Consider the following 22444-nt stretch of genomic DNA (forward strand, 5'->3'; position numbering starts at 1 on the left):
CTTGGTTCATGAACCGAACCACGCTTTTTCTAAGTAAAACCTTATTTGCCAGGGCGCTTCATTGGTTCGCAACACCCAACCTCACACGGCGCACCATTGAGTGAACACCCCTTGGAAGGCACCGTACCCACATGCTTTGCTGTGGCTGGATCGAGAGATTCGAACATAAGGTCAACAACCATCTCTGCAAACTCCGGACGGTGACCTACGGTCTCAGAACGAACAACCTTGATTCCGTTCTCGGTTGCTACATCTACTAGCTCATGGTCGAGGTCCCACACCACTTCCATGTGGTCCGAGATGAAGCCAATACTGCAGCATAAAATGTTTTTGACGCCTTTGGCAGCCAATTCCTCCGTGTGATCACAAATGTCTGGGCGCAGCCAAGGAATACGACCATTGCCGGATTCTGATTGCCAAACAACATCGTAATCCGAAACACCCACGCCCTCGGCGACAAGACGAGAGGCTTCAGCAACCTGCCTGGAGTATAGTGGCCCATCAGCGTCGATTCCCGCGGCCTTATCAGCAACCAACGGGATGGAGTGTGCGGTAAACACGAGCCGAATATCATCGCGATCGACGCCGTCGAACTGCTTGAAAGCATCTTCCACTGCGTCAATATTCTCTTTAATAAAGTCTGGATGGTCGAAGAACTGCCGGATCTTGAAGAAGTCAATCGCTGGCAGATCATTATCTGCCAGGTGCTTGATCATAGCTTCAATATCTTCCGAATACTGACGACAGCCTGAATAGCCTCCCCAAGAGGAAGTACCAAAAACGAGTGCCTTCTTTACTCCGTCTTTAGCCATTTGTTCCGCTGCTTCAGCTGCGAATGGCTTCCAGTTCCTGTTGCCAAAGTAGACAGGTATCTCAAGACCGCGGGATGCAAGTTCTTTCTCTATGTTGGCGATGATCTCACGATTGAGATCATTAAGAGGACTCTTACCGCCAAAGTGGTAGTAGTGCTCACCAACCTCATCTAGGCGCTCTGGCGGGATACCCCTACCTGCCGTAACGTTCTCAAGGAATGGGCGAACATCATCCACTCCTTCAGGACCACCAAAGGACAGTACGAGCAACGCGTCTACGTCCTCAATGTTCCAGTTGATGGATTCTGTTTGAGCAGTAGTGGTACGAGTGAAATCGCCATTAGTCATGTGTATAAAATTAGCAATAATAATTGCCAGCACCAAAGAAGCTCGCAGAAACGGCTTCGTAGCGTTTCTGGCAAAGGTAAAACCCCAGTACATACTCTGTTCTGTGCGTAACACAGAGCAAGCACTGGGGTTTGCCTTGGGAAACGCCTAACCAACGACATTTGTCGCTCACTAGGCAAGTTTGTTAAACCAGTCGCACGGCGTATTCAGACATTCCCGAGTAACGAACTGGAACGACAGACACCGTGGAACCAGAGTTCGGCGCTTCAATCATTTGTCCGTTACCCAAGTAGATTGCTACGTGTTGGGATCCGCCAGGTCCGTAGAAGATCAAATCGCCACGTTGCATCTCGCTTGGGCTAACGTGCTTACCAGCGTTGTACTGGTAACCGGTGTAGTGCGCCAAGGATATACCCGCGCCGGCAAACGCGTAGAGAACAAGACCAGAACAGTCAAAGCCGACCTTCTTGTGATCGCCATGAGCTGCGGCCAAGCCACCGTCGTTAAGTCCTCGGGTTGGACCGTTCGCGTCGCCGCCACCCCACACATATGGGACACCAACCTGGCTCATGGCACGTGCGATCGCAGCTTCGACTTTCTGATTCGACGAAACATTAGCCACCACCTTGGATACTTCCTCGGTCACAGACTCATTCGTATCTAGGGTTACCAAGTCGAGATTCAAACCGGATCCCTCTTGCTCCGGCTCCTGCGCTGAACCCTCAGGGTTCTGAACCGCTGCTATTGGCTGCTGAGTGGCAGTACCGGCTTCCCCTCCGGTACTGCGCTCAGCATTTACAAATGCCTCTGCGGCACTGGACAGCAAGTTCAAATATGGATCATCCAGTGTGGCATGCTCAGGCTGTGATACCGCTACGAGAGCAGCAGCCGCCGCGGATGAAGTAGCTAGAGCAGCGTCGCGAGCTTTTTGGGCTTTGCGTTCATTCTCTGCTTCCTGTTCTGCTTTCTTCCTAGCTTCCTCGGCCAATTTCGCCGCGGCTTCCGCGTCACGCTGCGCTTGCGCTTGTCGCTGGGCTTCCTGATTAGCGACTTCCTGCGAGGTAGCTTGCGAAGCCGAGGGCTGGTTCTCCCGCTTAACGCGTTTAGCGGCCTCGTCCGCGGCCTTTTCTGCCTTCTCCTGGGCTTTCTTCGCCTCTTGAGCCGTAGCCGTCGCTCGCTGAGCCTCACGTTCTTTAGCCTTATGCTGTGCACGGGCAGATTCGTATGCTTCACGCTCAGATCCGGATGAAGCGGCTGGACCACGGACAGAGTCGAGCTCGCTCTGCGCCTTGTCACGCTGGCTAACGAGCGACTGGTGCTCTCGCTGCTGTGCTGACAGCTGCGCAGCGTTCTCGTCGATGGCGCGTTGTGCGCTTTCCTGCGCATCGATAGCTTCAGCTTCTTGCGCCTCAGCATGATTACGAGCTTGTCGTAACTTTGATTCCTTATTAGCTTGCTGCGTTCGAAGACGATCCAGCTTATCAATAGCTTCCCGTTGCTTTTCTGCGGAAATGCGCAAGTAAGTACGACGGGCTAGGGCGTCCTCGGAGCTACCGTTGCCAGAGACACCGGCAATTCCCGGCGAAGATGCCCCATTGCGATAAGCAGCTCGCGAGATTTCGTTGAGCTTCTCTTGGGCCTTCTCAATCTGGGCTTGAGTTTTGTCGAGCTCCTTGCGTGCCGACGAAACTCCTTGGCGCGCCTGTTCGGCGCGCGCTTGTGCGTCTCTAAGGTCAACCAGAGCTTTGTTGACTGCCTCCCGCAGTTTCCCCATTTCAAGCTCGAGTGTTGCGACACGGGAATCAGATTCACTCAAGGCAGCAATCAGTTCCGCCACTGAAGTCTCAGAAGATCCCGCCGAGGTGTTGGCGTCAGACACCTGGCCTTGCTCATCAGGTGCGGAAGGTTGCGCCGAAACGGTCACATGGCTTGCCGCCAGTGTTGTACACAGCGCGAACGCAACAGCGTTGCGCGTTGTGTAGAGGGCACGCTTGCGCCCAAGGGTAAAGCTACGCACAGATACTCCAATCACCCACGGGCACATCGAAGCATGTGGGTGGGTGACGGTTACACGAAAGTAACCCTCAACTCCGTGGTCTTCTGACCCCATGGGTTAACGGTGATAGTCGGAATGACCCACAGGTAGACCCCATTCGCTTCATCACCACCTGAGCCTCAACAGCTAGATGAAACTCCGATCATCCTCGTATCTCGATGCGTGCTTCCCCACATGCCCGAAATAGGTCTGAGGTGATCTAATGTCGAACCTAAGCCGAAAAACTGTTAAAGGTGAAAATCAAGTTTCTAGAATCGACCCGTAAGTCGACAATTGGAACCTTAGAGTACTTTTTTCACTTTGTCGCTTCTTTATCTCATTAATCACAGTCGTATAACAGGATCACTACCACCACTTTTATATCGTGACCTGCGATAAAATGACACGCCGTACATTATTGTGATTTATGCCACTTTTTAAACCTTGAGGATTCTCTGGTTTGACCCAATTAGGTCTAGCTTTGACACTAGACCTTTTAGTCTAAATCTAAACGTCTAGCCCGTGTACTTTATATTTCCATCTGCGGTGTAGCACACAAGAGGTGCTTGGATTGGCCGTAAGGGAAGTTCTCAGCTCGTTATTTGGCGGCCACATAGCGAAAGCCCGGCTGTGTTACACGCCGTAAACACAGCCGGGCTTTTCTAATCCCCGAAGCTAGTGATTAACACACCCTAATGAAGGCTTTTACCTTCGGGCGAAGATGAAAGTCACCACTATTGACGCCACAACACCTACCACGGTCAGTGCGATCAAAAGCAGACTTAAGAGGTGATCGTTGACGGGATTGTTTAGGATATGGTCACCAAGGGTCCTGGTCGCCTCGGCATAATCTGGATTGGCAAGAAAATCCCATTGGGCAGATTCAATATCAGCTCGTGAATGCACGTCACTAACAATCGCACCCGAGGAAGGTGCTCGGACAATAACGGACTCAAGAGTCGACTCGTCAAGCAAAACTTGGGCAATGTCCCGCAGGTCCGCTGTCTGCTGAGGCGTTTCATCAAGCACCGCGATTCCCACAGTTCCAAATTCTGATGAAGATAAATCCTGCACAACAGACAGCAGATCACCATGCAGCTGAGAGTTAGGGCTTTCGAGTGCGACTTGATCGTCCGCCAGCTGCTTAGTGAGATCCCCCATATCAACATCGGCTGGAATCACGCTACTGTTCCTCACTTTTTAATATTTGATTCGGTCCCTAGTGACTGTACAGCGAAACCATGAGCCCCACGGGAGTGAAACTCCACGATGGAAAACTAGTCACCGTGTGGACCGTGCACTACTTCGGGGGAGCCAACGGGGGCAAAAGACGGTCTATTCCTTAACTGGTTCCAACCCAGATGTTCGTCTGAGAATGTAACCAACAGTTGCTTTCTAAATGGTCACCGTGATCCGCTGCGAAAAAATCATAGTTAGGCTGCATTAATGTGGTGAAAACATTTCTTCAGCGTGGGGGTGTAAAACATACCAATAGGCATTCCTACTGATAATATGGGCGTCAGGCGACGTTGACATGCCTTGAGCATGCCTTCGGCGGCAGAACTAACTACGCTACTTGCCGGTCAGTATTACATCAGGCCCCTGTGGGCCTTGGACACTATCAGCAAGCGCGTGTGAACAGTATTTATCTCTGATCACCCATATTTAACGAAGTGGAGCTCACTGTGTCTGAAAGCAAGAACTCCTTCAATGCCAAGCAGAAGCTTGAGGTTGGCGACAAGTCTTACGACTACTACGCACTCAACGCTGTCGAGGGCATGGAGAAGCTGCCTTACTCCCTGAAGGTTCTCGGCGAAAACCTTCTGCGTACGGAGGATGGCGCTAACATCACCACCGAACACATCAAAGCTATTGCTAACTGGGATCCAAAGGCTGAGCCTTCCATCGAGATCCAGTTCACCCCAGCTCGCGTCCTCATGCAGGACTTCACCGGTGTTCCATGTGTGGTAGACCTCGCAACCATGCGTGAGGCTGTCAAGACTCTGGGCGGCGACCCAGATAAGGTCAACCCTCTCAACCCAGCAGAAATGGTTATTGACCACTCCGTTATCATCGAGGCTTTCGGCTCTGCTGACGCACTGAAGACCAACGTTGATATCGAGTACGAGCGTAACGAGGAGCGCTACCAGTTCCTGCGTTGGGGTGCTGAGAACTTCTCCAATTTCCGCGTTGTTCCTCCTGGAACCGGTATTGTCCACCAGGTAAACATCGAGTACCTCGCTCGCGTTGTTTTCGACAACGAAGGTCTTGCCTACCCAGATACCTGTATTGGTACTGACTCCCACACCACCATGGAGAACGGTCTCGGCATTCTCGGTTGGGGCGTTGGCGGCATTGAGGCCGAGGCAGCAATGCTTGGCCAGCCAGTTTCCATGCTGATCCCTAAGGTAGTTGGCTTCAAGCTCACCGGTGAGATCCCAGCGGGCGTTACCGCAACTGACGTCGTTTTGACCATCACCGACATGCTCCGTAAGCACGGCGTAGTTCAGAAGTTCGTTGAGTTCTACGGAAACGGTGTTAAGTCCATTCCTCTGGCTAACCGCGCAACCATCGGTAACATGTCCCCAGAGTTCGGCTCCACTTGTGCAATCTTCCCTATTGACGAAGAGACCACCAAGTACATGCACCTCACCGGCCGCCCAGAAGAGCAGATCGCTCTTGTTGAGGCTTACGCAAAGGCTCAGGGCATGTGGCTGGAGCAGGACGCTCCAGAAGCTGAGTACTCCGAGTACCTCGAGCTGGACCTGTCCACTGTTGTTCCTTCCATCGCAGGTCCAAAGCGTCCTCAGGACCGCATCCTGCTGACCGAGGCAAAGGAAACCTTCCGCAAGCAGCTGCCTGATTACAACACCGGCGGAACCTCCGCTGAGCCAATCAAGGCAACCCCAGTTGAAGGCGATGCCTACAATGCATCCTTCGCAGGCAACGGCGAGTCCGCTGCTGCTGGCGCTGAGGGACGCGAGTCCAAGCCAGTTGTTGTGCAGTCCGGCAACGGTGGCGAGTACACCATTGACCACGGCATGGTGGCAATCGCTTCCATCACCTCCTGCACCAACACCTCTAACCCATCCGTTCTTATCGGTGCTGGCCTGCTGGCACGCAAGGCAAATGAACTCGGCCTGAAGGCAAAGCCATGGGTCAAGACCATTTGTGCACCAGGTTCCCAGGTCGTTGACGGCTACTTCAAGCGCGCTGATCTCTGGAAGGACCTTGAGGCTATGGGCTTCTACCTCTCCGGTTTCGGCTGTGCTTCCTGCATCGGTAACTCCGGTCCGCTCCCAGCTGAGGTTTCTGCAGCTATCAACGAGCACGACCTGACCGCTACCGCTGTTCTCTCCGGTAACCGTAACTTCGAGGGTCGTATTTCCCCAGATGTCAAGATGAACTACTTGGCTTCTCCACCACTGGTAATTGCATACGCAATTGCTGGCACCATGGACTTCGACTTCGAAACCGATGCACTGGGTCAGGACAAGAACGGCAACGACGTCTTCCTGAAGGACATCTGGCCATCCACCGAGGAGATCGAGGAGACCATTGCTGGTTGCATCTCCCGTGAGCTCTACGAAGCTGACTACGCCGATGTATTCAAGGGCGACAAGGAGTGGCAGGAGCTGGATATCCCTACCGGCAAGACCTTTGCTTGGAACGAGGATTCCACTTACATCCGCAAGGCTCCATACTTCGATGGCATGCCACTGGAGCCAGAGGCTGTAACCGATATCAAGGGCGCTCGCGTTCTTGCTAAGCTGGGCGATTCCGTCACCACCGACCACATCTCCCCTGCTTCCTCCATCAAGCCTGGTACCCCAGCTGCTCAGTACCTCGATGCGAACGGCGTTGCTCGCAACGACTACAACTCCCTGGGCTCCCGCCGTGGCAACCACGAGGTAATGATGCGTGGTACCTTCGCAAACATCCGCCTTGCTAACCAGCTGGTTGATGTTACCGGTGGCTACACCCTGGACTTCACTCAGGAAGGCGCACCTCAGGCATTCATCTACGATGCTTGCGAGAACTACAAGGCTGCTGGCATTCCACTGGTCGTTCTGGCTGGTAAGGAGTACGGCACCGGTTCTTCCCGCGACTGGGCTGCTAAGGGCACCAACCTCCTGGGCGTTAAGGCAGTTATTACCGAGTCCTTCGAGCGCATCCACCGCTCCAACCTCATCGGCATGGGCGTTATCCCATTGCAGTTCCCTGAGGGCGAGTCCCACGAGTCCCTGGGCCTCACCGGTCATGAGACCTTCGATATCACTGGCATCGAAGAGCTCAACAACGGTGTAACCCCTGAGACCGTTAAGGTTGTCGCAACCAAGGAAGACGGCACCACCGTTGAGTTCGATGCCAAGGTTCGTATCGACACCCCGGGTGAGGCTGACTACTTCCGCCACGGCGGTATTCTGCAGTACGTTCTGCGTCAGATGATCAAGTCCTAATTACTTGATTAGCTGTTAGCCAAGGGGCCACGTCATCTTGATGTGGCCCCTTTGCTGTGCACTTGAAAAGGTATGAACTGGGCAGTTTCCGCAACCTAGACCAAGCGGTATAGAATATCGGTTATGTCTAAAATTCTCATGGTTTCACTTCGCACGCATGGAATAGGTTCCAGTGTGGCTGTTGCAGAGTACAACGATGTCTTACGCGCAACGCAGATGCCCGAAGAAAACCTTGATCACCTGGTTGTTTTAGACGAGTCTTTCGAACTCCCAAATCTACAGGAGTACTCAGGCATCATTGTTGGCGGGAGTTCCCTGAACGTCACCAATGAAGCAGATCCCGAAGCTTATTCGCCTTACCAAAAGCATGTGAACATTCTGCTAAAGACGCTGGTAGAGTGCGGCAAGCCAGTTTTCCTAATTTGCTTTGGAGCTAGTTGGTTAGCCGACTTCGTTGGGGGCGAAGTTAACCATCAATGGGCTGAAGATTCCGGAGTTAGTTCGGTGGAGCTAACTCAAAAAGGCAAACAAGACGTGTTGTGCAAGAATCTTCCTAGCCACTTCGACGCGCTCACAGGCCACACAGAAGCTATAGGGAGTGTAACCGCGCGGGTGGAAGTCCTAGCAACCGGCCCCACCTGCCCGTTCCAGCTATTGCGTTATGGGAAGAACGTGTGGGCTAGCCAATTTCATCTGGAGATGAACGGCGCTGCGATGAAGACACGCATGGACTTTTACAAGGACTACGGCTACTTCAAGCTAGAGGACTACGAATCCATCGTCGCGGAGGTTTCCGCGGTAGACACCTCCGTAGCCCATAGCTTGCTTGCTAACTTTGTTTCCTACTGTGAGGCGGCCTAAGACAACCTACCCTCGGTGGCTAAGGCGAGTGCATTGAAGTAGCGTCTAGTAATAAAATCTTGGCCCTTACGCGCAAGCGGGTCACATAGCTTTGCTACTAGCCACTGATGACGAGAAAAAGCCACAATCTGGGAGTAGACCCGTTCTTCGGAATCCATGTATACCAGAAAGGCTTCTTCCCCACTTTCAATGTGACGGGGAAGAGTGCCGTACACCATTATTGTGTTGAGGACGCCGGGAAAAACTTGACCGTTGTTAGCGCTGTGACGTTGAAGGTCCTCCCCTGGGATTCCGCTAGATTTGCACAGAACGGAAACCGGATTCAAGGTTGGCCCTAGTGACAATTGGACGAGTGTGCCTTCTTCGTTCACGCTCATTCCGGCTGCGCGATGAACGTTAAAACTAATGAGAGCGGAACTAGCGGACTCAAACGCGCCAATGCCATGGCCGATGACTTCGCGTTCATTCCTGATGTTCCATCCGGTCCCTAAACCGAGCTGCGTGCTGGAAAAGCCACCAGCCATTTTAATGGTCGCAAGTTGTAGTTGATCGGGATAAGTCAAAGATGACTCCATCTTTTCCACGCGATTTCTTCTTCCGTTTTGTTCTCAGTGACCAATTAAGCTTAGTACTCAGAAGCGTCAAAAGCGGTTTTTGCAACATTAGCAAGTACCATGAACTCTATGTTTGCCATTATGACCGTAACCGGTGTTGATCACACCGGAATTATTGCTGCTGTATCAACTGCTTGTGCCGAGATGGACGTAAATATCCACAACGTGTCGCAAACTCTCATGGATGATTACTTCACCATGATCCTCCACGTCGCTTTTGACGAATCCAAGACGGATATCGCTTCCATCCAAGAACGAATGGATGAAGTTAGTGAGAGGGAGAAACTGGTTATCAGGATTCAATCTCAGGCGATTTTTGATGCCATGAACACCATCTAGGCACCCCATCGTTTGGTTCCCTTTTTCACTAACCTCGCTTTAGCTGTGAGGTGAGTTCTTCGCGCATAATCACCGAGGAACTTCCAGAAACGAAAAGACTTCTTCTGATATGACTATCCAGCATTCAACCGGCAATATTCTCGAAACTATCGAGATGATTGAACAGTACCGACTTGACATCCGCACCGTGACAATGGGCATTAGCTTGCTCGACTGTGTTCGTGGATCTATGGCCGAGACCTGTGACGCCGTCTACTCCAAGATCACTCGGCTAGCCGCAAATCACGTATCTACGTGTGAAGGTATCGAGCGTGAACTCGGTATCCCCATTGTAAATAAGCGTATCTCCGTTACCCCAGTCTCCCTCATTGCACAGTCAGTCGAAGGATCTCCCGTAGAGATTGCCAAGGCGTTAGACAGGGCAGCAAAGGAAGTAGGCGTAAATTTCATTGGAGGTTACTCCGCGCTTGTGGAAAAGGGAATGACTCCAGGTGACGTTGCCTTGATTCGTTCCATTCCGGAAGCGCTTACGGAAACCGACGTAGTCTGCTCCTCCGTCAACATTGGCTCGTCTCGAGCAGGCATCAACATGGATGCGGTTCGCACCATGGGTGAAGTAGTCAAAGAAGCTGCAGAGTTAACAAAGGATCGATCGGCAATCGCCTGTGCAAAGCTCGTCGTCTTTGCTAACGCCGTTGGAGATAACCCTTTCATGGCCGGCGCATTCCACGGTGTGGAAGAACCTGACTGTGTTGTAAGCGTTGGTGTGTCTGGCCCAGGTGTAGTCAACCGTGCGCTGGGCGACCTCGACGGCCACAGCCTTGATGAGGTCGCTGAGGCAATTAAGAAGGCAGCGTTCAAGATCACCCGTGCGGGTCAACTGGTAGGTACCATGGCTTCTGACCGCCTTGGTGTGCCTTTCGGCATCGTAGATCTATCCCTTGCCCCAACTGCAGAATTGGGCGATTCTGTAGCTCACATCATGGAGCACATGGGACTTAAGCAGGTAGGTACCCACGGAACCACTGCTGCTCTTGCACTTCTCAATGATGCGGTAAAGAAGGGCGGAATGATGGCCTGCTCCCGGGTTGGCGGCTTGTCTGGTTCCTTCATCCCCGTCTCAGAAGACAAGGGAATGATTGACTCTGTCCGCGCCGGGAATATCTCCATTGACAAGCTTGAGGCAATGACTGCAATTTGCTCCGTTGGCTTGGATATGGTTGCTATCCCAGGAGACACATCCGCTGAGCTAATATCCGGCATGATCGCAGACGAGGCAGCGATCGGCGTGATGAACCACAAGACCACCGCTGTACGCGTAATCCCAGTACCAGGAACTAAACCTGGTGATGAGGTCAACTTCGGAGGCCTTCTCGGTTACGCGCCTGTGATTCCAGTGTCCACTGTTGATAACTCTGAGTTCATCCACCGTGGTGGCCACATCCCTGCCCCAGTTCACGGATTCCGCAACTAGGCAGCAGCCTAAAGGGCGACTTCCCATGTTCTTGGGAAGTCGCCCTTTTTTAGTGGACTATCGTGTCGCCTTTGTGCTTGCTGCGACGGCCACGCATTTTGGTGATAAGCCACATGACAGGCACAAGGAATGCGGCCAGGATAATGAAGACGAGGAAAGGTGCAAAGATTGCCGCAGCTGCCAAAGATGCGGACACCACGTCCTCAGCTGTTGAAACCACCGGCGTTCCGGTGCCCACTGTGCCAGCGTTAACGACTGGCCTGGCCGTCGTCTTGACAAGGTGCATTACTAGAGCAACCACAAAACCAACTGCAATCCATACCCACGTTTGAGTCTGTTGGAATATGGCGGAGGAACTAACAAGGTTTTCCTCCGCGAATGCGGAAGCGAATATTATTCCACCTGATGTTGGACGCACTAGCGTTTGAATGATGTCATTGGCTGAATCAACAGCAGGAATCTTATCTGCAATTATTTCGATGATGAGTAAGATGCCCACTATTGCCAACAAGATTGGATCCGTCAGCCACATCCAACCTTCAGGAAGATTGACGTAATCCGTGTAGCGGGCCAAGACCCCGTACACCAGCAACGGGATGTACGCGTTAAGACCAGCGGAGGTGGCTAGACCGATAGCAGCAGAAAGTCCCATGTTCTAAGTAAAACACAGGACTTCCTAAAAGCCACTTTCGCGATGGTTTCTTTCCTATTTGCGGCCAACTGTATAGAAGGCAGCTGGGCCCGCGGTGTTGACCACGATGATGATGATTGCCCATAGCCACTTTGGGCCTCGGATATCCTTAGCGTCCGTCTTGTACAGGGAGCGCAGAGCACTTGCCTTAGCTACAAGATCAGCAACGCTTATTCCGCCAATCAAACGCTTCTGGGAGTCAGATAGCTCACTCCACTGCTTATGCTTAGGGGCCACAGGTTCTCCTTAATCGTGAAGGTGTTCTCTCTTAACGACGTTACGCTAGTTCCACGATCTCCATGTACTCATCGCTCCACAAGTCCTCGTCACCGTCGGGCAGCACGATCACCCGCTCGGGTTCGAGGGCGCGAACCGCGCCCGGATCGTGCGTCACCAACACGACGGCACCCGTGTACGTACGCAGTGCATCCAATACTTGCTCGCGTGACTGCGGATCAAGGTTGTTTGTTGGCTCGTCCAGAAGCAATACATTGGCTCGAGAAGACACCAAGGCAGCCAATGCTAGACGCGTCTTCTCGCCGCCAGACAAGGTACCCGCTGGCTGATCCAACTGCTCACCTTGGAACATGAATGCTCCTAGCAGTCCTCGAAGGTCTTGCTCACCCGCCTCTGGACACGCCTCGATGGTGTTTTCCCACACGGTCTTTTCGGGATCGATAGTGTCATGCTCCTGAGCGAAGTAACCTATCTTGAGCCCGTGGCCTGTGACGATTCCACCCTCACCATCTGTTCTCTCAACACCTGCCAAGAGCTTCAGCAGTGTGGTCTTACCCGCACCGTTAAAGCCCAGCACAACCACACGAGAGCCCTTATCAATGGCCAAATCAACTCCGGCGAAAACCTCCAACGAGCCATACATTTTGGTCAAACCGGTAGCGTTCAAAGGCGTCTTGCCACACGGAGCAGGCTCGGGGAAAGAAATATGGGCGACACGGTCTGCCTTCCGGACTTCATCCAGCGAACCCATCATCTTATCTGCGCGGGCGAGCATCTGCTTTGCCGCGGCAGCCTTGGTTGCCTTGGCGCCCAAGCGCGCCGCTTGGTCGCGTAGGGCGCTGGCCTTCTTCTCCGCGTTCGCGCGTTCGCGACGTCGGCGTGCTTCGTCTGTGGCGCGAGCATCCTTGTACTTGGCAAACCCCATGTTGTAGACATCAGCTTCGGCGCGCACTGCGTCAAGGAACCATATTTTGTTACAGACGGCGTCGAGCAGCTCCACATCGTGTGAAATCATAATGAGGCCACCCTCGTGTTTGGCCAGGAACCCACGCAGCCAACTTATGGAGTCAGCGTCCAAATGGTTAGTGGGTTCGTCCAAAAGCAACGTTGTAGAAGATTTTCCAGACCCCGCCGACGCAGCGAAAAGAATCTGAGCGAGTTCAACTCGGCGGCGCTGACCACCGGACAATGTCTTGAGTGGCTGGTCCAGAATGCGCGCAGGCAAGCCCAAATTGTCACAGATCTGAGAGCACTCAGCATTGGCCTCATAACCACCGAGCTGGTGGTAACGCTCCTCGAGGCGAGAATACTTCTTAATGGCCTTATCGCGCATGGTTGGATTCTCAGTAGTCTCCATAATTTCCTGCTGACGATCCATATTGCGCATGATGGAGTCCAAGCCTCGGGCAGAAAGGACACGATCACGCGCGGTCTGCTCGATGTTTCCCTCACGAGAGTCCTGCGGGAGATAACCAATTTCTCCTGATCGCATGATCGAACCACCATAAGGTTCAGTCTCACCGGATAGGATGCGCATGGTAGTGGTTTTACCCGCACCGTTGCGACCGACAAGACCAATGCGATCACCCGGTTGCACTCGAAGGTGTTGACCAGGAGCAGTCAGGAGAGTTCGGGCGCCTACACGTACTTCTAAGTCTTGGGTCACAATCACAAGCGCCCACTATATCAAGAAAATGCTGGAAAACTGGCATTGAGAAGATACAGGAAAGCCCTCGTCAAACGATTCTTGACGAGGGCCAAACAACCAAGGCTAAAGTTACCTAGACTGAGAAACCAAGGGCGCGCAATTGTTCGCGACCTTCTTCTGTGATCATCTGTGGACCCCATGGCGGCATCCAAACCCAGTTGAGAACCAGTTTGTCAACAACGCCAGAGCCAACAACCGCTTGCTCAGCTTGCTCCTCTAGCACGTCCGTCAACGGACATGCAGGAGAAGTGAGGGTCATGTTGATGTGCGCTTCGTTGCCGTTCTCGATCCAGATTTCGTATACAAGACCCAAGTCAATAACGTTAATGCCCAATTCTGGGTCAATAACGTCACGCATGTACTCTTCTACGTCACTTGCCTTGGCTAGATCCTCGTCACTTTGTGGTGGACGAGAGGCTGCCGCTGGTTCAGCGGAATCAAATGAGGAAGTCACTTGTTCATTCTGCTCTACTGCAGGAGTGTCCTCATTGATTGGGGAATTTTCTTCACTCATTTTTTCTCCAATGCTTCGGAAGTTGCGGCTTGGAATGCTTTCCAACCCAAGAGTGCACACTTAACGCGTGCTGGGTACTGGGACACACCGGTGAAAGCGATGCCATCACCAATTAAGTCCTCATCACCCTCGTACTGGCCACGCGAGGTAATCATTTCCTCGAAGTCAGCTAGTTTCTTCATGGCCACTTCAACGCTCTGGCCGAGAATCTCCTCAGCCATAACGGACGCAGATGCCTGACTGATCGAGCAGCCGGTCGCATCGTAAGAAACGTCCTCCACCTTCGAGCCGTCATCGCTGATGAGAACTCGAAGGGTGATTTCGTCACCACAGGATGGGTTCACATGATGGACTTCAGAATCGAAGGCATCACGTAGACCTTTGTGTTGGGGGTTTTTATAGTGGTCCAGGATAACTTCCTGATACATCGATTCAAGATTCACAGTGCTTCAAACAATCCTTTGTAAAAGCGGGTAATGCTGTGGGCTCAAGCCTACCTTGTAGTTGCCGTCTCTTGTTTAAACGCCAAAGAAGCGCTTTGCATTCCTAATAGCCTCAACTAGCGCATCTATTTCTTCTTCGGTGTTGTAGAAGTAGAACGAAGCACGAGCAGTGGCTTGAATACCTTTGCTTCGGTGGATTGGCCACGCACAGTGGTGACCAACACGGATGCACACACCATGGTCGTCCAACACTTGGCCTAGATCATGCGGGTGAATACCATCAACCACAAAGCTAATAGCCCCACCGCGATTAACGGCAACCTCCGGGCCAAGGATCGTGAGACCGTCAATCTCCGTGAGCTTCCTCAACGCATACGCGGTGAGCTTGTTTTCATGGTCAGCAATGTTGCGCATTCCGATCTCAGACAAAAACTTCACAGCAGCGCCTAGGCCCACCACCTGTGATGTCATCTGTGTTCCGGCCTCAAAACGCAGCGGTGCTGGGGCAAAGGTAGAACCTTCCATCTTGACGACCTCAATCATAGAGCCGCCAGTGAGGAATGGTGGCAGCTTACCCAAGAGTTCCTGCTTACCGTAAAGGACACCTACTCCATTTGGCCCGCACATTTTATGCCCAGAAAACGCGGCAAAGTCAACGTCAAGCTCACGGAAATTAACCGGCATGTGAGGTACGGACTGACAAGCATCGAGAACTACGAGTGCATCCACCGCCCGCGCTCGCTTAACAATCTCCTCAACCGGCGCGACTGCACCAGTTACGTTGGACTGGTGTGTGAAAGCTACCACCTTCACGGATTCATCCAGTTCGAGGGAGTCTACGTCAATGCGACCGTCCTCGGTAGTGGAAAACCACTTCAACGTTGCGCCGGTACGTTCACACAATTCTTGCCAAGGGACAAGATTGGCATGATGCTCGAGCTCGGTGACAACCACGGTGTCACCCTCAGATACCGCTAGATCGCCAGCGCGTTTATCCCCCAAGGTGTAAGCAACAAGGTTTAAAGCTTCAGTTGCGTTCTTGGTGAACGCTATCTCGTCGTTCTTTGCGCCCACAAAGCTCGCGATATCATTGCGGGCGATCTCGTAGGCATCAGTTGCCTCTTCAGCTAGCTGGTACGCACCGCGATGCACAGGAGCATTGGTATGCATCACAAAGTGCTCTTCCGCCTTCCATACACGCATTGGGCGCTGCGAGGTCGCTCCAGAATCCAAGTAAACGAGCTTTTTCCCATCGCGGACAGTCCGCGACAAAATAGGAAATTCCGCACGCAATGCCTCAACGTCAAGGGTGCCGTCGTTTAAGAGAAATGAAGATCCCTGGTCAGTGCTCATGCCTGCTCCTTTGGTATGTGGAGGAAAAGTTTAAATGTTTGAGATAACGCGCAGTGCGCTAGCAGTCCACGCTTCCTAAGAGTGACCGCTAGCGCACTATATACCTTTATCGTGGTCCAACTAGACTCACTGGGTAGGCTGAACCGCTTTACTTAAGGAACTGGTCGTAACCGTTTTCTTCGAGCTGATCAGCCAACTCAGGGCCACCAGAGGTGATGATCTGGCCGTTAGCAAAAACGTGAACGTAGTCAGGCTTAACGTAGTTCAGAATACGCTTGTAGTGAGTAATCATGAGGATGCCGCCGTTGGTTTCCTCCTGGTAGTTGTTGATGCCTTCGGAAACAACGCGAAGCGCGTCAACGTCCAGACCAGAGTCAGTCTCATCCATAACAGCGAACTTAGGGCGCAGCAGGTCTAGCTGAAGTACCTCGTGGCGCTTCTTCTCGCCACCAGAGAAGCCCTCATTCACGGAGCGGTCGGAGAATGACTTGTCGATTGACAGCTTGTCCTGCGCTTCCTTAACTTCCTTAACCCATTCGCGTAGCTTAGGTGCCTCACCGCGAACGGCAGTGGCAGCAGAGCGCAGGAAGTTCGCCATGGATACACCTGGGATCTCAGTTGGGTACTGCATCGCCAGGAACAGACCTGCACGTGCGCGCTCGTCAACTTCCATTTCCAGGATGTTTTCGCCGTCGAGCAAGACTTCGCCGTCGGTGATTTCGTAGCGTGGGTGTCCGGCGAGGGTGTAGGCCAAGGTGGACTTACCGGAGCCGTTAGGACCCATGATTGCGTGAATCTCGCCGGAGTTAATGGTGAGGTTGACGCCCTTAAGGATAGGCTTTGGTTCAGCGTTCTCATCCGCTGGGATGACCTGCGCGTGCAGGTTCTTAATCTCGAGAGTGCTCATTGAATTCAAAAGTCTTTCGGGTAAAAGAGTGGACAATTCTTTTGGTTTTAGCCTTGGCGAGCCTGAAGGGTCTCTAGCTCACGGCCAACACGGGTTTCGAGTTCTTGGCGAATCTCTTCCACAGGGATGCGTCCAATGACTTCGGAGAAGAAGCCACGAACGATCAAGCGGCGTGCCTCTTCAGGAGGAATACCACGGGAGAGTAGGTAGAACTCCTGCTCGTCATCGAATCGACCAACGGTAGCTGCGTGGCCTGCCCCAACGATGTTGCCGGTCTCGATCTCAAGGTTTGGAACAGCGTCTGCACGTGCGCCTTCAGTGAGAACAAGGTTGCGGTTTGCCTCGTAGGTATCGGTTCCTTCAGACTCAGCGCGAATAAGTACGTCACCTACCCAAGCGGTGCGTGCTTCTGGCTTATCAGAAGATGGATCAGCCTGCAGAGCACCCTTGTACAAAACATTGGAACGACAGTTTGCTACAGCGTGGTCAACCAGTAGTCGCTGCTCAAAGAACTGTCCATCATCAGCGAAGTAAACGCCAAGCATTTCTGCGTCGCCACCCGCTGCGGTGAATTTCACGCGAGGAACCATGCGGACAACGTCACCACCAAACACTGCTGCTGCGTGGCGAAGGACGGAGTCACGGCCCAGGATGGCCTGCTGGCCGGAGAGATGGACTGCGTCATCGTCCCAAGAAGCGTCAACGATAACATTGAGTCGTGCGTTATCACCGATAACAAACTCAACATTGTCAGCGTGAGTTCCGGATCCAACGTAGCGCAGGTCAACAGTTGCCTCAGCTCCACGCTCGATATCAATGACGATATGAGCGAAAGAGGTAACGTCTGCACCCTTGCCAGTGACCTTAACGGTTACTGGCTCCTTGTTAACGGTGTCCTTGGAAATACGAACGACGGTTGCCTTCTCGGTGGAGGTGAAGGCCTGCGCACCAACGCGGTCAATCGGAGCGCCAGAACGGCCAACGAGCTCGCTATCCTTTGATACCTCTTCAACGCTAACGCCTTCGGCGTTAGCTGGAATGTCGACCTCGATGTCAGCGGTGACGGCTTCCGCGAACGTACCGTCGTGCAAGCCACGGAGACGTCGCAAAGGTACGAAGCGCCAGACCTCGTCCTTGCCGTGTGGAACGGTGAAGTCCTCAACGTTGGTGGAAGAGAACAAATCGCCCTTGGTGTTGTGGACAGTGGCGTTTTGTGGAGTTGCGGTCATTTGTTAACCAACCGATCCTTCCATCTGCAGTTCAATTAGGCGGTTAAGTTCGAGGGCGTACTCCATTGGGAGCTCCTTGGCGATTGGCTCAACAAAGCCACGAACGATCATCGCCATTGCTTCGTCTTCCTCGATACCACGGGACATGAGGTAGAACAGCTGCTCCTCAGAAACCTGGGACACGGTTGCTTCGTGACCAAGGGATACATACTCGTTACGGATGTCATTGTAAGGGTACGTATCTGATCGGGAGATGTTGTCTACCAGAAGTGCGTCACACTCGACGTTGGAGGTGGAGTGCTTCGCGTTCGCATTGATACGGACGAGGCCTCGGTAAGCTGCACGACCGCCGCCACGCGCCACAGACTTGGACACGATGTTGGAGGAAGTGTTAGGTGCCATGTGGACCATCTTTGCGCCGGTGTCTTGGAACTGACCTTCGCCTGCGAAAGCTACGGAGAGAACCTCACCCTTAGCGTGTGGACCAGTCATCCATACAGCTGGGTACTTCATGGTCACCTTGGAACCGATGTTGCCATCGACCCATTCCATGGTTGCACCCTCTTCGCACTTAGTGCGCTTAGTTACCAGGTTGTAGACGTTGTTAGACCAGTTCTGAATGGTGGTGTAACGGCAACGACCGCCCTTCTTCACAATGATCTCAACAACTGCGGAGTGCAGCGAATCAGACTTGTAGATAGGTGCTGTACAGCCTTCTACGTAGTGAACGTATGCATCTTCATCAACGATGATCAGGGTTCGCTCGAACTGACCCATGTTCTCTGTATTAATGCGGAAATAGGCCTGCAGAGGAATGTCGACGTGGACACCCTTTGGGACGTAGATGAAGGAGCCACCGGACCATACAGCGGAGTTCAATGCAGAAAACTTATTGTCGCCTGCTGGGATAACGGTACCGAAGTATTCCTTAAAGAGCTCTTCGTGCTCCTTGAGCGCGGTATCGGTGTCAAGGAAGATGACGCCCTGAGCCTCTAGATCTTCTCGGATCTGGTGGTAAACAACCTCGGACTCGTATTGTGCGGCTACACCAGCAACGAGGCGCTGCTTCTCAGCTTCCGGAATACCCAACTTATCGTAGGTGTTCTTGATGTCCTCTGGAAGATCGTCCCAAGTCTGAGCTTGCTTCTCAGTGGAGCGTACGAAGTACTTGATGTTATCGAAGTCAATCTCCGAGAGGTCAGCGCCCCATGTTGGTAGTGGCTTTTTCTCAAAAGTAGAAAGAGCCTTCAAACGCTGCTGCAGCATCCATTCTGGCTCATTCTTCTTCGCGGAAATATCTCGAACGACATCTTCATTCAGACCGCGACGAGCAGCTGCGCCGGCAGCATCGGAGTCGTGCCAACCGTAGTTGTACGGGCCGATAGACTCAATAATCTCGTCATCAGTGGTTGGAACGCTAGCTTGCGTGTCCTTCATCGCCTGAGTCATGATCCGCTCCTTTCCTGGGAACTTTGTTGGGTATTTCTATAAATAGGAGTAATTGGGATATTTGTCGTGCAAATTCCATGGCCATCAGCAATGGACGCCAAAGGCTGAACATGCTGGCCCATAAGATCTGCAATGGCCTCGTGCTCTGCTTCACACAATTCTGGGAATTGTGCTGCCACACCTGAGATTGGGCAATGATGCTGACAAATCTGAACTCCAGCAGAATTGTCACTCACCGTGGCCGCGTAACCGTTTTCACTGAATGCGTCAACGACTTTTTTAGCCACGTCTTGCATTGCTGCAGGATCCTTCTCATCTAAGGCCTGCTTATCAATATCAATGCTCGCGATAATCTTATTGGCCCTAGCTCTAGCAAAAGCCATGACCGCTTCATCTCCGCCGGTTTCCCTGAGGGTTTGAAGAGCAGCTACGGCCAAAGAATCGTAATTGTGCCCAAACTGTGCGCGGCCGGCATCCGTCAAACGGAAAGCCTTTGCTGGGCGACCGCGTGATTTGTCGTTGCCAATCCTGCGCACTGGCGCCAATTCAGCGAATCCATCGTGCACGAGAACGTCTAGGTGCCGGCGAATACCAGTAGCTGACAAGCCAAGCGATTTCGCAACGTTATTGGCAGTGATAGGCCCTTGCTGTAGGAGGACCTGCATAATTTGTCTACGAGTCTCACCGTCTGTAGAACGTGTTTCCGCCTTGCTCGCGCCATCGCGGCGCTTTTCTTCGAATGACGTCATCTCTCTTTCTGTCACCTCCTACCTTCTTCGGCCAAATGTACACCTTTAGACCACACTAGTGTTCCTTAAATTCTCGGCGTTGTCCACCTAACGCGCCAGCGCGAAACTGGCAATTGAGTACGTGTAATGATGGACAAAAAGGTTGAGAAAATAACCTACGGCAACGTCGGTTACCTTAACACCCCATTTTAACCTCCCTACCTGCGCCTTTAACTAATTTGTTAACGCCAAAGATCACCGTAACCAACACCAATCGAAGCCATCTTAGGCTCACCTATCCAACTTTAGTTTGGTCAGAATTATCCATAGGTTTAATCATGGATTAAGGGGCGGACTCTTAGTTTTGTGCGATCAGTAGAAATCGCCCCACAGAAGGCGAACCTCCATGAACTCGTGCGCCAGCCCCGCGCCATTGCCGGTCATTTTGAGCTGATGAAAGTACACTGATGAATTGTGAAAATCGATCCGCGTAAACAATTTGGGGAGCTACGTAACGAGCTTCCCCGTTTCGGCACCGCCGGATCAAGGTCCGCTTACCTCCACCAAGAGGACTCTGATTCACCTCAACCATCAGCTAAACCCGCCGACTTCAAGAACGCCAGCCGGCTACCCCATACTTCTATTTCCCGGTTTGCCTACTTCCGATTTATAGGCACCGTTGGCGCACTCCTGCTTGCTTTGGGCGGCCTAGGCGCAGGTGCACTGCCAGTAGTTGAGAATCCCTACCTGTCTTACCCGTTCGGCTCTTTCATGGGACGAATGCTCCAAACATCTACAATGCTGTGCTTTGTTGGTGTCGGATTGCTTGTGCTTGCTTGGATACTTATTGCCCCCTATACGGGAGCCTTATTTCTCAAGACTCAGCGACATACACCCCTCATCCCTGTGGGAATGCTAAACCGGACCCTATTGGCCTGGACTCTCCCACTACTTGCAACAGCCCCGATGTTTACCCAAGATATTTACTCTTACATTGCTAACGGCAACATCGTGCGGCAGGGGTTGGATCCCTATTCCGGAGGGCCAGTAGACATCCTCGGCTCATCCAACGAGCTAGCCCGAAGTGTGCCTTTCATCTGGGCCCATTCCCCTTCGCCTTATGGGCCGGTCTCTCTCGGCTTAGCAGCGGTCATCAGTACGATCACCAACGACCACATCGCACTTGCCGTTTTAGGACATCGAATACTCTCCCTACTAGGGATCATCGCCTGTGCTTGGGCATTGGTCCATTTATCTAGACGCTGCAAAGTTGCGCCACAACCAGCTCTGTGGCTGGGGGTACTTAATCCTCTGACAATCCTTCACCTTGTAGCGGGCATCCATAACGAATCAGTTCTGCTCGGCCTACTCCTAGTGGGGCTTGAACTCGGCCTACGAGGCGTGGATAGGATCAATCTGCACGGCTTTGATCGGGCTTCCTGGTGGTGGATTGGGGCCAGTGGATTCCTGATCAGTTGCGCAGGCATGGTAAAGGTTACAGGCTTTATCGGCCTCGGTTTTACCGGAATGGCAATCGCCCGCGCAATATATCACCGCAGACAGCGAAGAGCTGCAAATAAATGCACGTACTGGTCCTCAGCCCTACCGGTTGTTCAGGCTGCTTTCATCCAGATCATTATTCTTTTAATCAGTGTTGCGGTGGTAACCCTTGTAACTGGCATCGGCCTTGGATGGATCACCGGCCAAGGTGGCGCTGTTACTATTCGAAGCTGGATGTCACTGAGCACATCAGTGGGCGTTATTGCTGGTGCGATTTCCATGATGCTCGGCCTCGGTGACCACACGGAAGCTATCCTCAGCATTACCCGCTTGGCTATTCTTGCATTGGCCGGCGCTTTTATGATCCGCATGCTTTTGGGAACTTACCGCGGCACTATCTCAGCAATCGGTGGATTGGGTGTCGCTACATTCATACTGGTGTTGTGCTTCCCCGTGGTCCACCCTTGGTACGCCCTGTGGGCAATTCTGCCATTGTCGGCGTGGGCAAACAGATCTATTTTCCGAATTACTGTGACGGTTTACTCCACAATAATTTCCTTTTTCGTACTGCCCCGCGGCTTAGGATTACCGCCAGCAACTATAGCTAGTATCTACGTGGGCTCTGCTATCGCATTCGCAATCATTGTGGCGATTGCTTGGGTCGCACGCAATAGAAGTAATATCACTCGGATAAACTAAGCGATTTGTACCGCCTAAAACTCAGTTAAACGCAAGGACAACA

At 52.6% G+C, this 22444-nt stretch carries 19 protein-coding genes; 5 read left to right on the forward strand and 14 right to left on the reverse strand.

Annotated elements, in window-relative coordinates; genetic code table 11:
• Positions 1-41: 41 nt before the first annotated feature.
• From ACXM2N_RS06260 to ACXM2N_RS06270, 3 genes are all read right to left on the reverse strand, one after another.
• Entirely contained in the window at positions 42-1112 is a 1071-nt protein-coding gene (locus ACXM2N_RS06260; protein ID WP_458491042.1) for a ferrochelatase, read from the reverse strand.
• Between the two features lie 232 nt (positions 1113-1344).
• Positions 1345-3204 (reverse strand): DIP1281 family NlpC/P60 protein, encoded by a 1860-nt coding sequence (locus tag ACXM2N_RS06265; RefSeq protein ID WP_458491044.1) that lies wholly within the window; start codon positions 3202-3204, stop codon positions 1345-1347.
• 696 nt (positions 3205-3900) lie between these two features.
• Complete coding sequence (locus tag ACXM2N_RS06270) at positions 3901-4377, reverse strand: Rv1476 family membrane protein (protein ID WP_458486974.1); 477 nt, start codon at positions 4375-4377, stop codon at positions 3901-3903.
• A gap of 503 nt (positions 4378-4880) precedes the next feature.
• On the opposite strand from ACXM2N_RS06270, the gene acnA reads away from it, so the two are divergent.
• Positions 4881-7655 (forward strand): aconitate hydratase AcnA, encoded by a 2775-nt coding sequence (gene acnA, locus ACXM2N_RS06275; protein WP_458486976.1) that lies wholly within the window; start codon positions 4881-4883, stop codon positions 7653-7655.
• Positions 7656-7778: 123 nt separating this feature from the next.
• Positions 7779-8516, forward strand: a complete 738-nt coding sequence (locus tag ACXM2N_RS06280) for a glutamine amidotransferase-related protein (RefSeq protein ID WP_458486978.1) — start codon at positions 7779-7781, stop codon at positions 8514-8516.
• Here the strand turns inward: ACXM2N_RS06280 and ACXM2N_RS06285 are convergent.
• Positions 8513-9091 (reverse strand): DUF1990 domain-containing protein, encoded by a 579-nt coding sequence (locus tag ACXM2N_RS06285; protein WP_458491046.1) that lies wholly within the window; start codon positions 9089-9091, stop codon positions 8513-8515. The genes ACXM2N_RS06280 and ACXM2N_RS06285 overlap by 4 nt on opposite strands.
• A gap of 108 nt (positions 9092-9199) precedes the next feature.
• Here ACXM2N_RS06285 and ACXM2N_RS06290 point away from each other — a divergent pair, with 108 nt between their 5' ends.
• Both ACXM2N_RS06290 and ACXM2N_RS06295 read left to right on the forward strand, forming a co-directional pair.
• On the forward strand, positions 9200-9469 hold the full coding sequence (locus tag ACXM2N_RS06290; protein ID WP_458486980.1) for an ACT domain-containing protein: 270 nt from the start codon (positions 9200-9202) through the stop codon (positions 9467-9469).
• A 109-nt stretch (positions 9470-9578) separates the two neighbouring features.
• Positions 9579-10943, forward strand: coding sequence for a DUF711 family protein (locus tag ACXM2N_RS06295; protein ID WP_458486982.1), 1365 nt, complete (start codon positions 9579-9581; stop codon positions 10941-10943).
• A gap of 49 nt (positions 10944-10992) precedes the next feature.
• Here the strand turns inward: ACXM2N_RS06295 and ACXM2N_RS06300 are convergent, their stop codons facing one another.
• The 10 genes from ACXM2N_RS06300 to ACXM2N_RS06345 all read right to left on the reverse strand — a co-directional run bounded on the left by ACXM2N_RS06300 (position 10993) and on the right by ACXM2N_RS06345 (position 20223).
• On the reverse strand, positions 10993-11595 hold the full coding sequence (locus ACXM2N_RS06300) for a DUF4126 domain-containing protein (protein WP_458486984.1): 603 nt from the start codon (positions 11593-11595) through the stop codon (positions 10993-10995).
• 54 nt (positions 11596-11649) lie between these two features.
• Positions 11650-11871 carry a PLDc N-terminal domain-containing protein gene (locus tag ACXM2N_RS06305; protein WP_458486986.1) on the reverse strand — a complete coding sequence of 74 codons (222 nt, stop codon included), beginning with the start codon at positions 11869-11871 and terminating at the stop codon, positions 11650-11652.
• Positions 11872-11911: 40 nt separating this feature from the next.
• Positions 11912-13543: an ABC-F family ATP-binding cassette domain-containing protein gene (locus ACXM2N_RS06310; protein ID WP_458486988.1), complete on the reverse strand. Its 1632-nt coding sequence runs from the start codon at positions 13541-13543 to the stop codon at positions 11912-11914.
• 109 nt (positions 13544-13652) lie between these two features.
• Positions 13653-14093: a metal-sulfur cluster assembly factor gene (locus ACXM2N_RS06315; RefSeq protein ID WP_458486990.1), complete on the reverse strand. Its 441-nt coding sequence runs from the start codon at positions 14091-14093 to the stop codon at positions 13653-13655.
• Positions 14090-14536: a Fe-S cluster assembly sulfur transfer protein SufU gene (sufU, locus tag ACXM2N_RS06320; RefSeq protein ID WP_458486992.1), complete on the reverse strand. Its 447-nt coding sequence runs from the start codon at positions 14534-14536 to the stop codon at positions 14090-14092. The genes ACXM2N_RS06315 and sufU overlap by 4 nt, the downstream gene beginning before the upstream one ends.
• A gap of 75 nt (positions 14537-14611) precedes the next feature.
• Complete coding sequence (locus ACXM2N_RS06325) at positions 14612-15889, reverse strand: cysteine desulfurase (protein ID WP_458486994.1); 1278 nt, start codon at positions 15887-15889, stop codon at positions 14612-14614.
• Between the two features lie 148 nt (positions 15890-16037).
• Positions 16038-16796 carry a Fe-S cluster assembly ATPase SufC gene (gene sufC / locus ACXM2N_RS06330; RefSeq protein WP_458486996.1) on the reverse strand — a complete coding sequence of 253 codons (759 nt, stop codon included), beginning with the start codon at positions 16794-16796 and terminating at the stop codon, positions 16038-16040.
• Positions 16797-16843: 47 nt separating this feature from the next.
• Positions 16844-18025, reverse strand: a complete 1182-nt coding sequence (sufD, locus tag ACXM2N_RS06335) for a Fe-S cluster assembly protein SufD (RefSeq protein ID WP_458486998.1) — start codon at positions 18023-18025, stop codon at positions 16844-16846.
• A gap of 3 nt (positions 18026-18028) precedes the next feature.
• Positions 18029-19474, reverse strand: a complete 1446-nt coding sequence (gene sufB, locus ACXM2N_RS06340) for a Fe-S cluster assembly protein SufB (protein WP_458487000.1) — start codon at positions 19472-19474, stop codon at positions 18029-18031.
• Positions 19471-20223, reverse strand: a complete 753-nt coding sequence (locus ACXM2N_RS06345) for a helix-turn-helix transcriptional regulator (RefSeq protein WP_458487002.1) — start codon at positions 20221-20223, stop codon at positions 19471-19473. Before ACXM2N_RS06345 ends, sufB begins: the two co-directional genes overlap by 4 nt.
• A 453-nt stretch (positions 20224-20676) precedes the next feature.
• Between ACXM2N_RS06345 and mptB the strand changes: the two genes are divergently transcribed.
• Positions 20677-22401 carry a polyprenol phosphomannose-dependent alpha 1,6 mannosyltransferase MptB gene (mptB, locus tag ACXM2N_RS06350; RefSeq protein WP_458487004.1) on the forward strand — a complete coding sequence of 575 codons (1725 nt, stop codon included), beginning with the start codon at positions 20677-20679 and terminating at the stop codon, positions 22399-22401.
• Positions 22402-22444: the final 43 nt, after the last annotated feature.

The sequence above is a fragment of the Corynebacterium sp. ZY180755 genome, from assembly GCF_054331495.1.

Bases quoted from the DNA above. Each gene is read 5' to 3' on its own strand.
- ACXM2N_RS06265 (WP_458491044.1), bottom strand. From the start codon at position 3,204: ATGTGCCCGTGGGTGATTGGAGTATCTGTGCGTAGCTTTACCCTTGGG.
- ACXM2N_RS06280 (WP_458486978.1), top strand. From the start codon at position 7,779: ATGTCTAAAATTCTCATGGTTTCACTTCGCACGCATGGAATAGGTTCC.
- ACXM2N_RS06285 (WP_458491046.1), bottom strand. From the start codon at position 9,091: ATGGAGTCATCTTTGACTTATCCCGATCAACTACAACTTGCGACCATT.
- ACXM2N_RS06290 (WP_458486980.1), top strand. From the start codon at position 9,200: ATGTTTGCCATTATGACCGTAACCGGTGTTGATCACACCGGAATTATT.
- ACXM2N_RS06295 (WP_458486982.1), top strand. From the start codon at position 9,579: ATGACTATCCAGCATTCAACCGGCAATATTCTCGAAACTATCGAGATG.
- ACXM2N_RS06300 (WP_458486984.1), bottom strand. From the start codon at position 11,595: ATGGGACTTTCTGCTGCTATCGGTCTAGCCACCTCCGCTGGTCTTAAC.
- ACXM2N_RS06315 (WP_458486990.1), bottom strand. From the start codon at position 14,093: ATGAGTGAAGAAAATTCCCCAATCAATGAGGACACTCCTGCAGTAGAG.
- ACXM2N_RS06325 (WP_458486994.1), bottom strand. From the start codon at position 15,889: ATGAGCACTGACCAGGGATCTTCATTTCTCTTAAACGACGGCACCCTT.
- sufC (WP_458486996.1), bottom strand. From the start codon at position 16,796: ATGAGCACTCTCGAGATTAAGAACCTGCACGCGCAGGTCATCCCAGCG.
- sufD (WP_458486998.1), bottom strand. From the start codon at position 18,025: ATGACCGCAACTCCACAAAACGCCACTGTCCACAACACCAAGGGCGAT.
- sufB (WP_458487000.1), bottom strand. From the start codon at position 19,474: ATGACTCAGGCGATGAAGGACACGCAAGCTAGCGTTCCAACCACTGAT.
- ACXM2N_RS06345 (WP_458487002.1), bottom strand. From the start codon at position 20,223: ATGACGTCATTCGAAGAAAAGCGCCGCGATGGCGCGAGCAAGGCGGAA.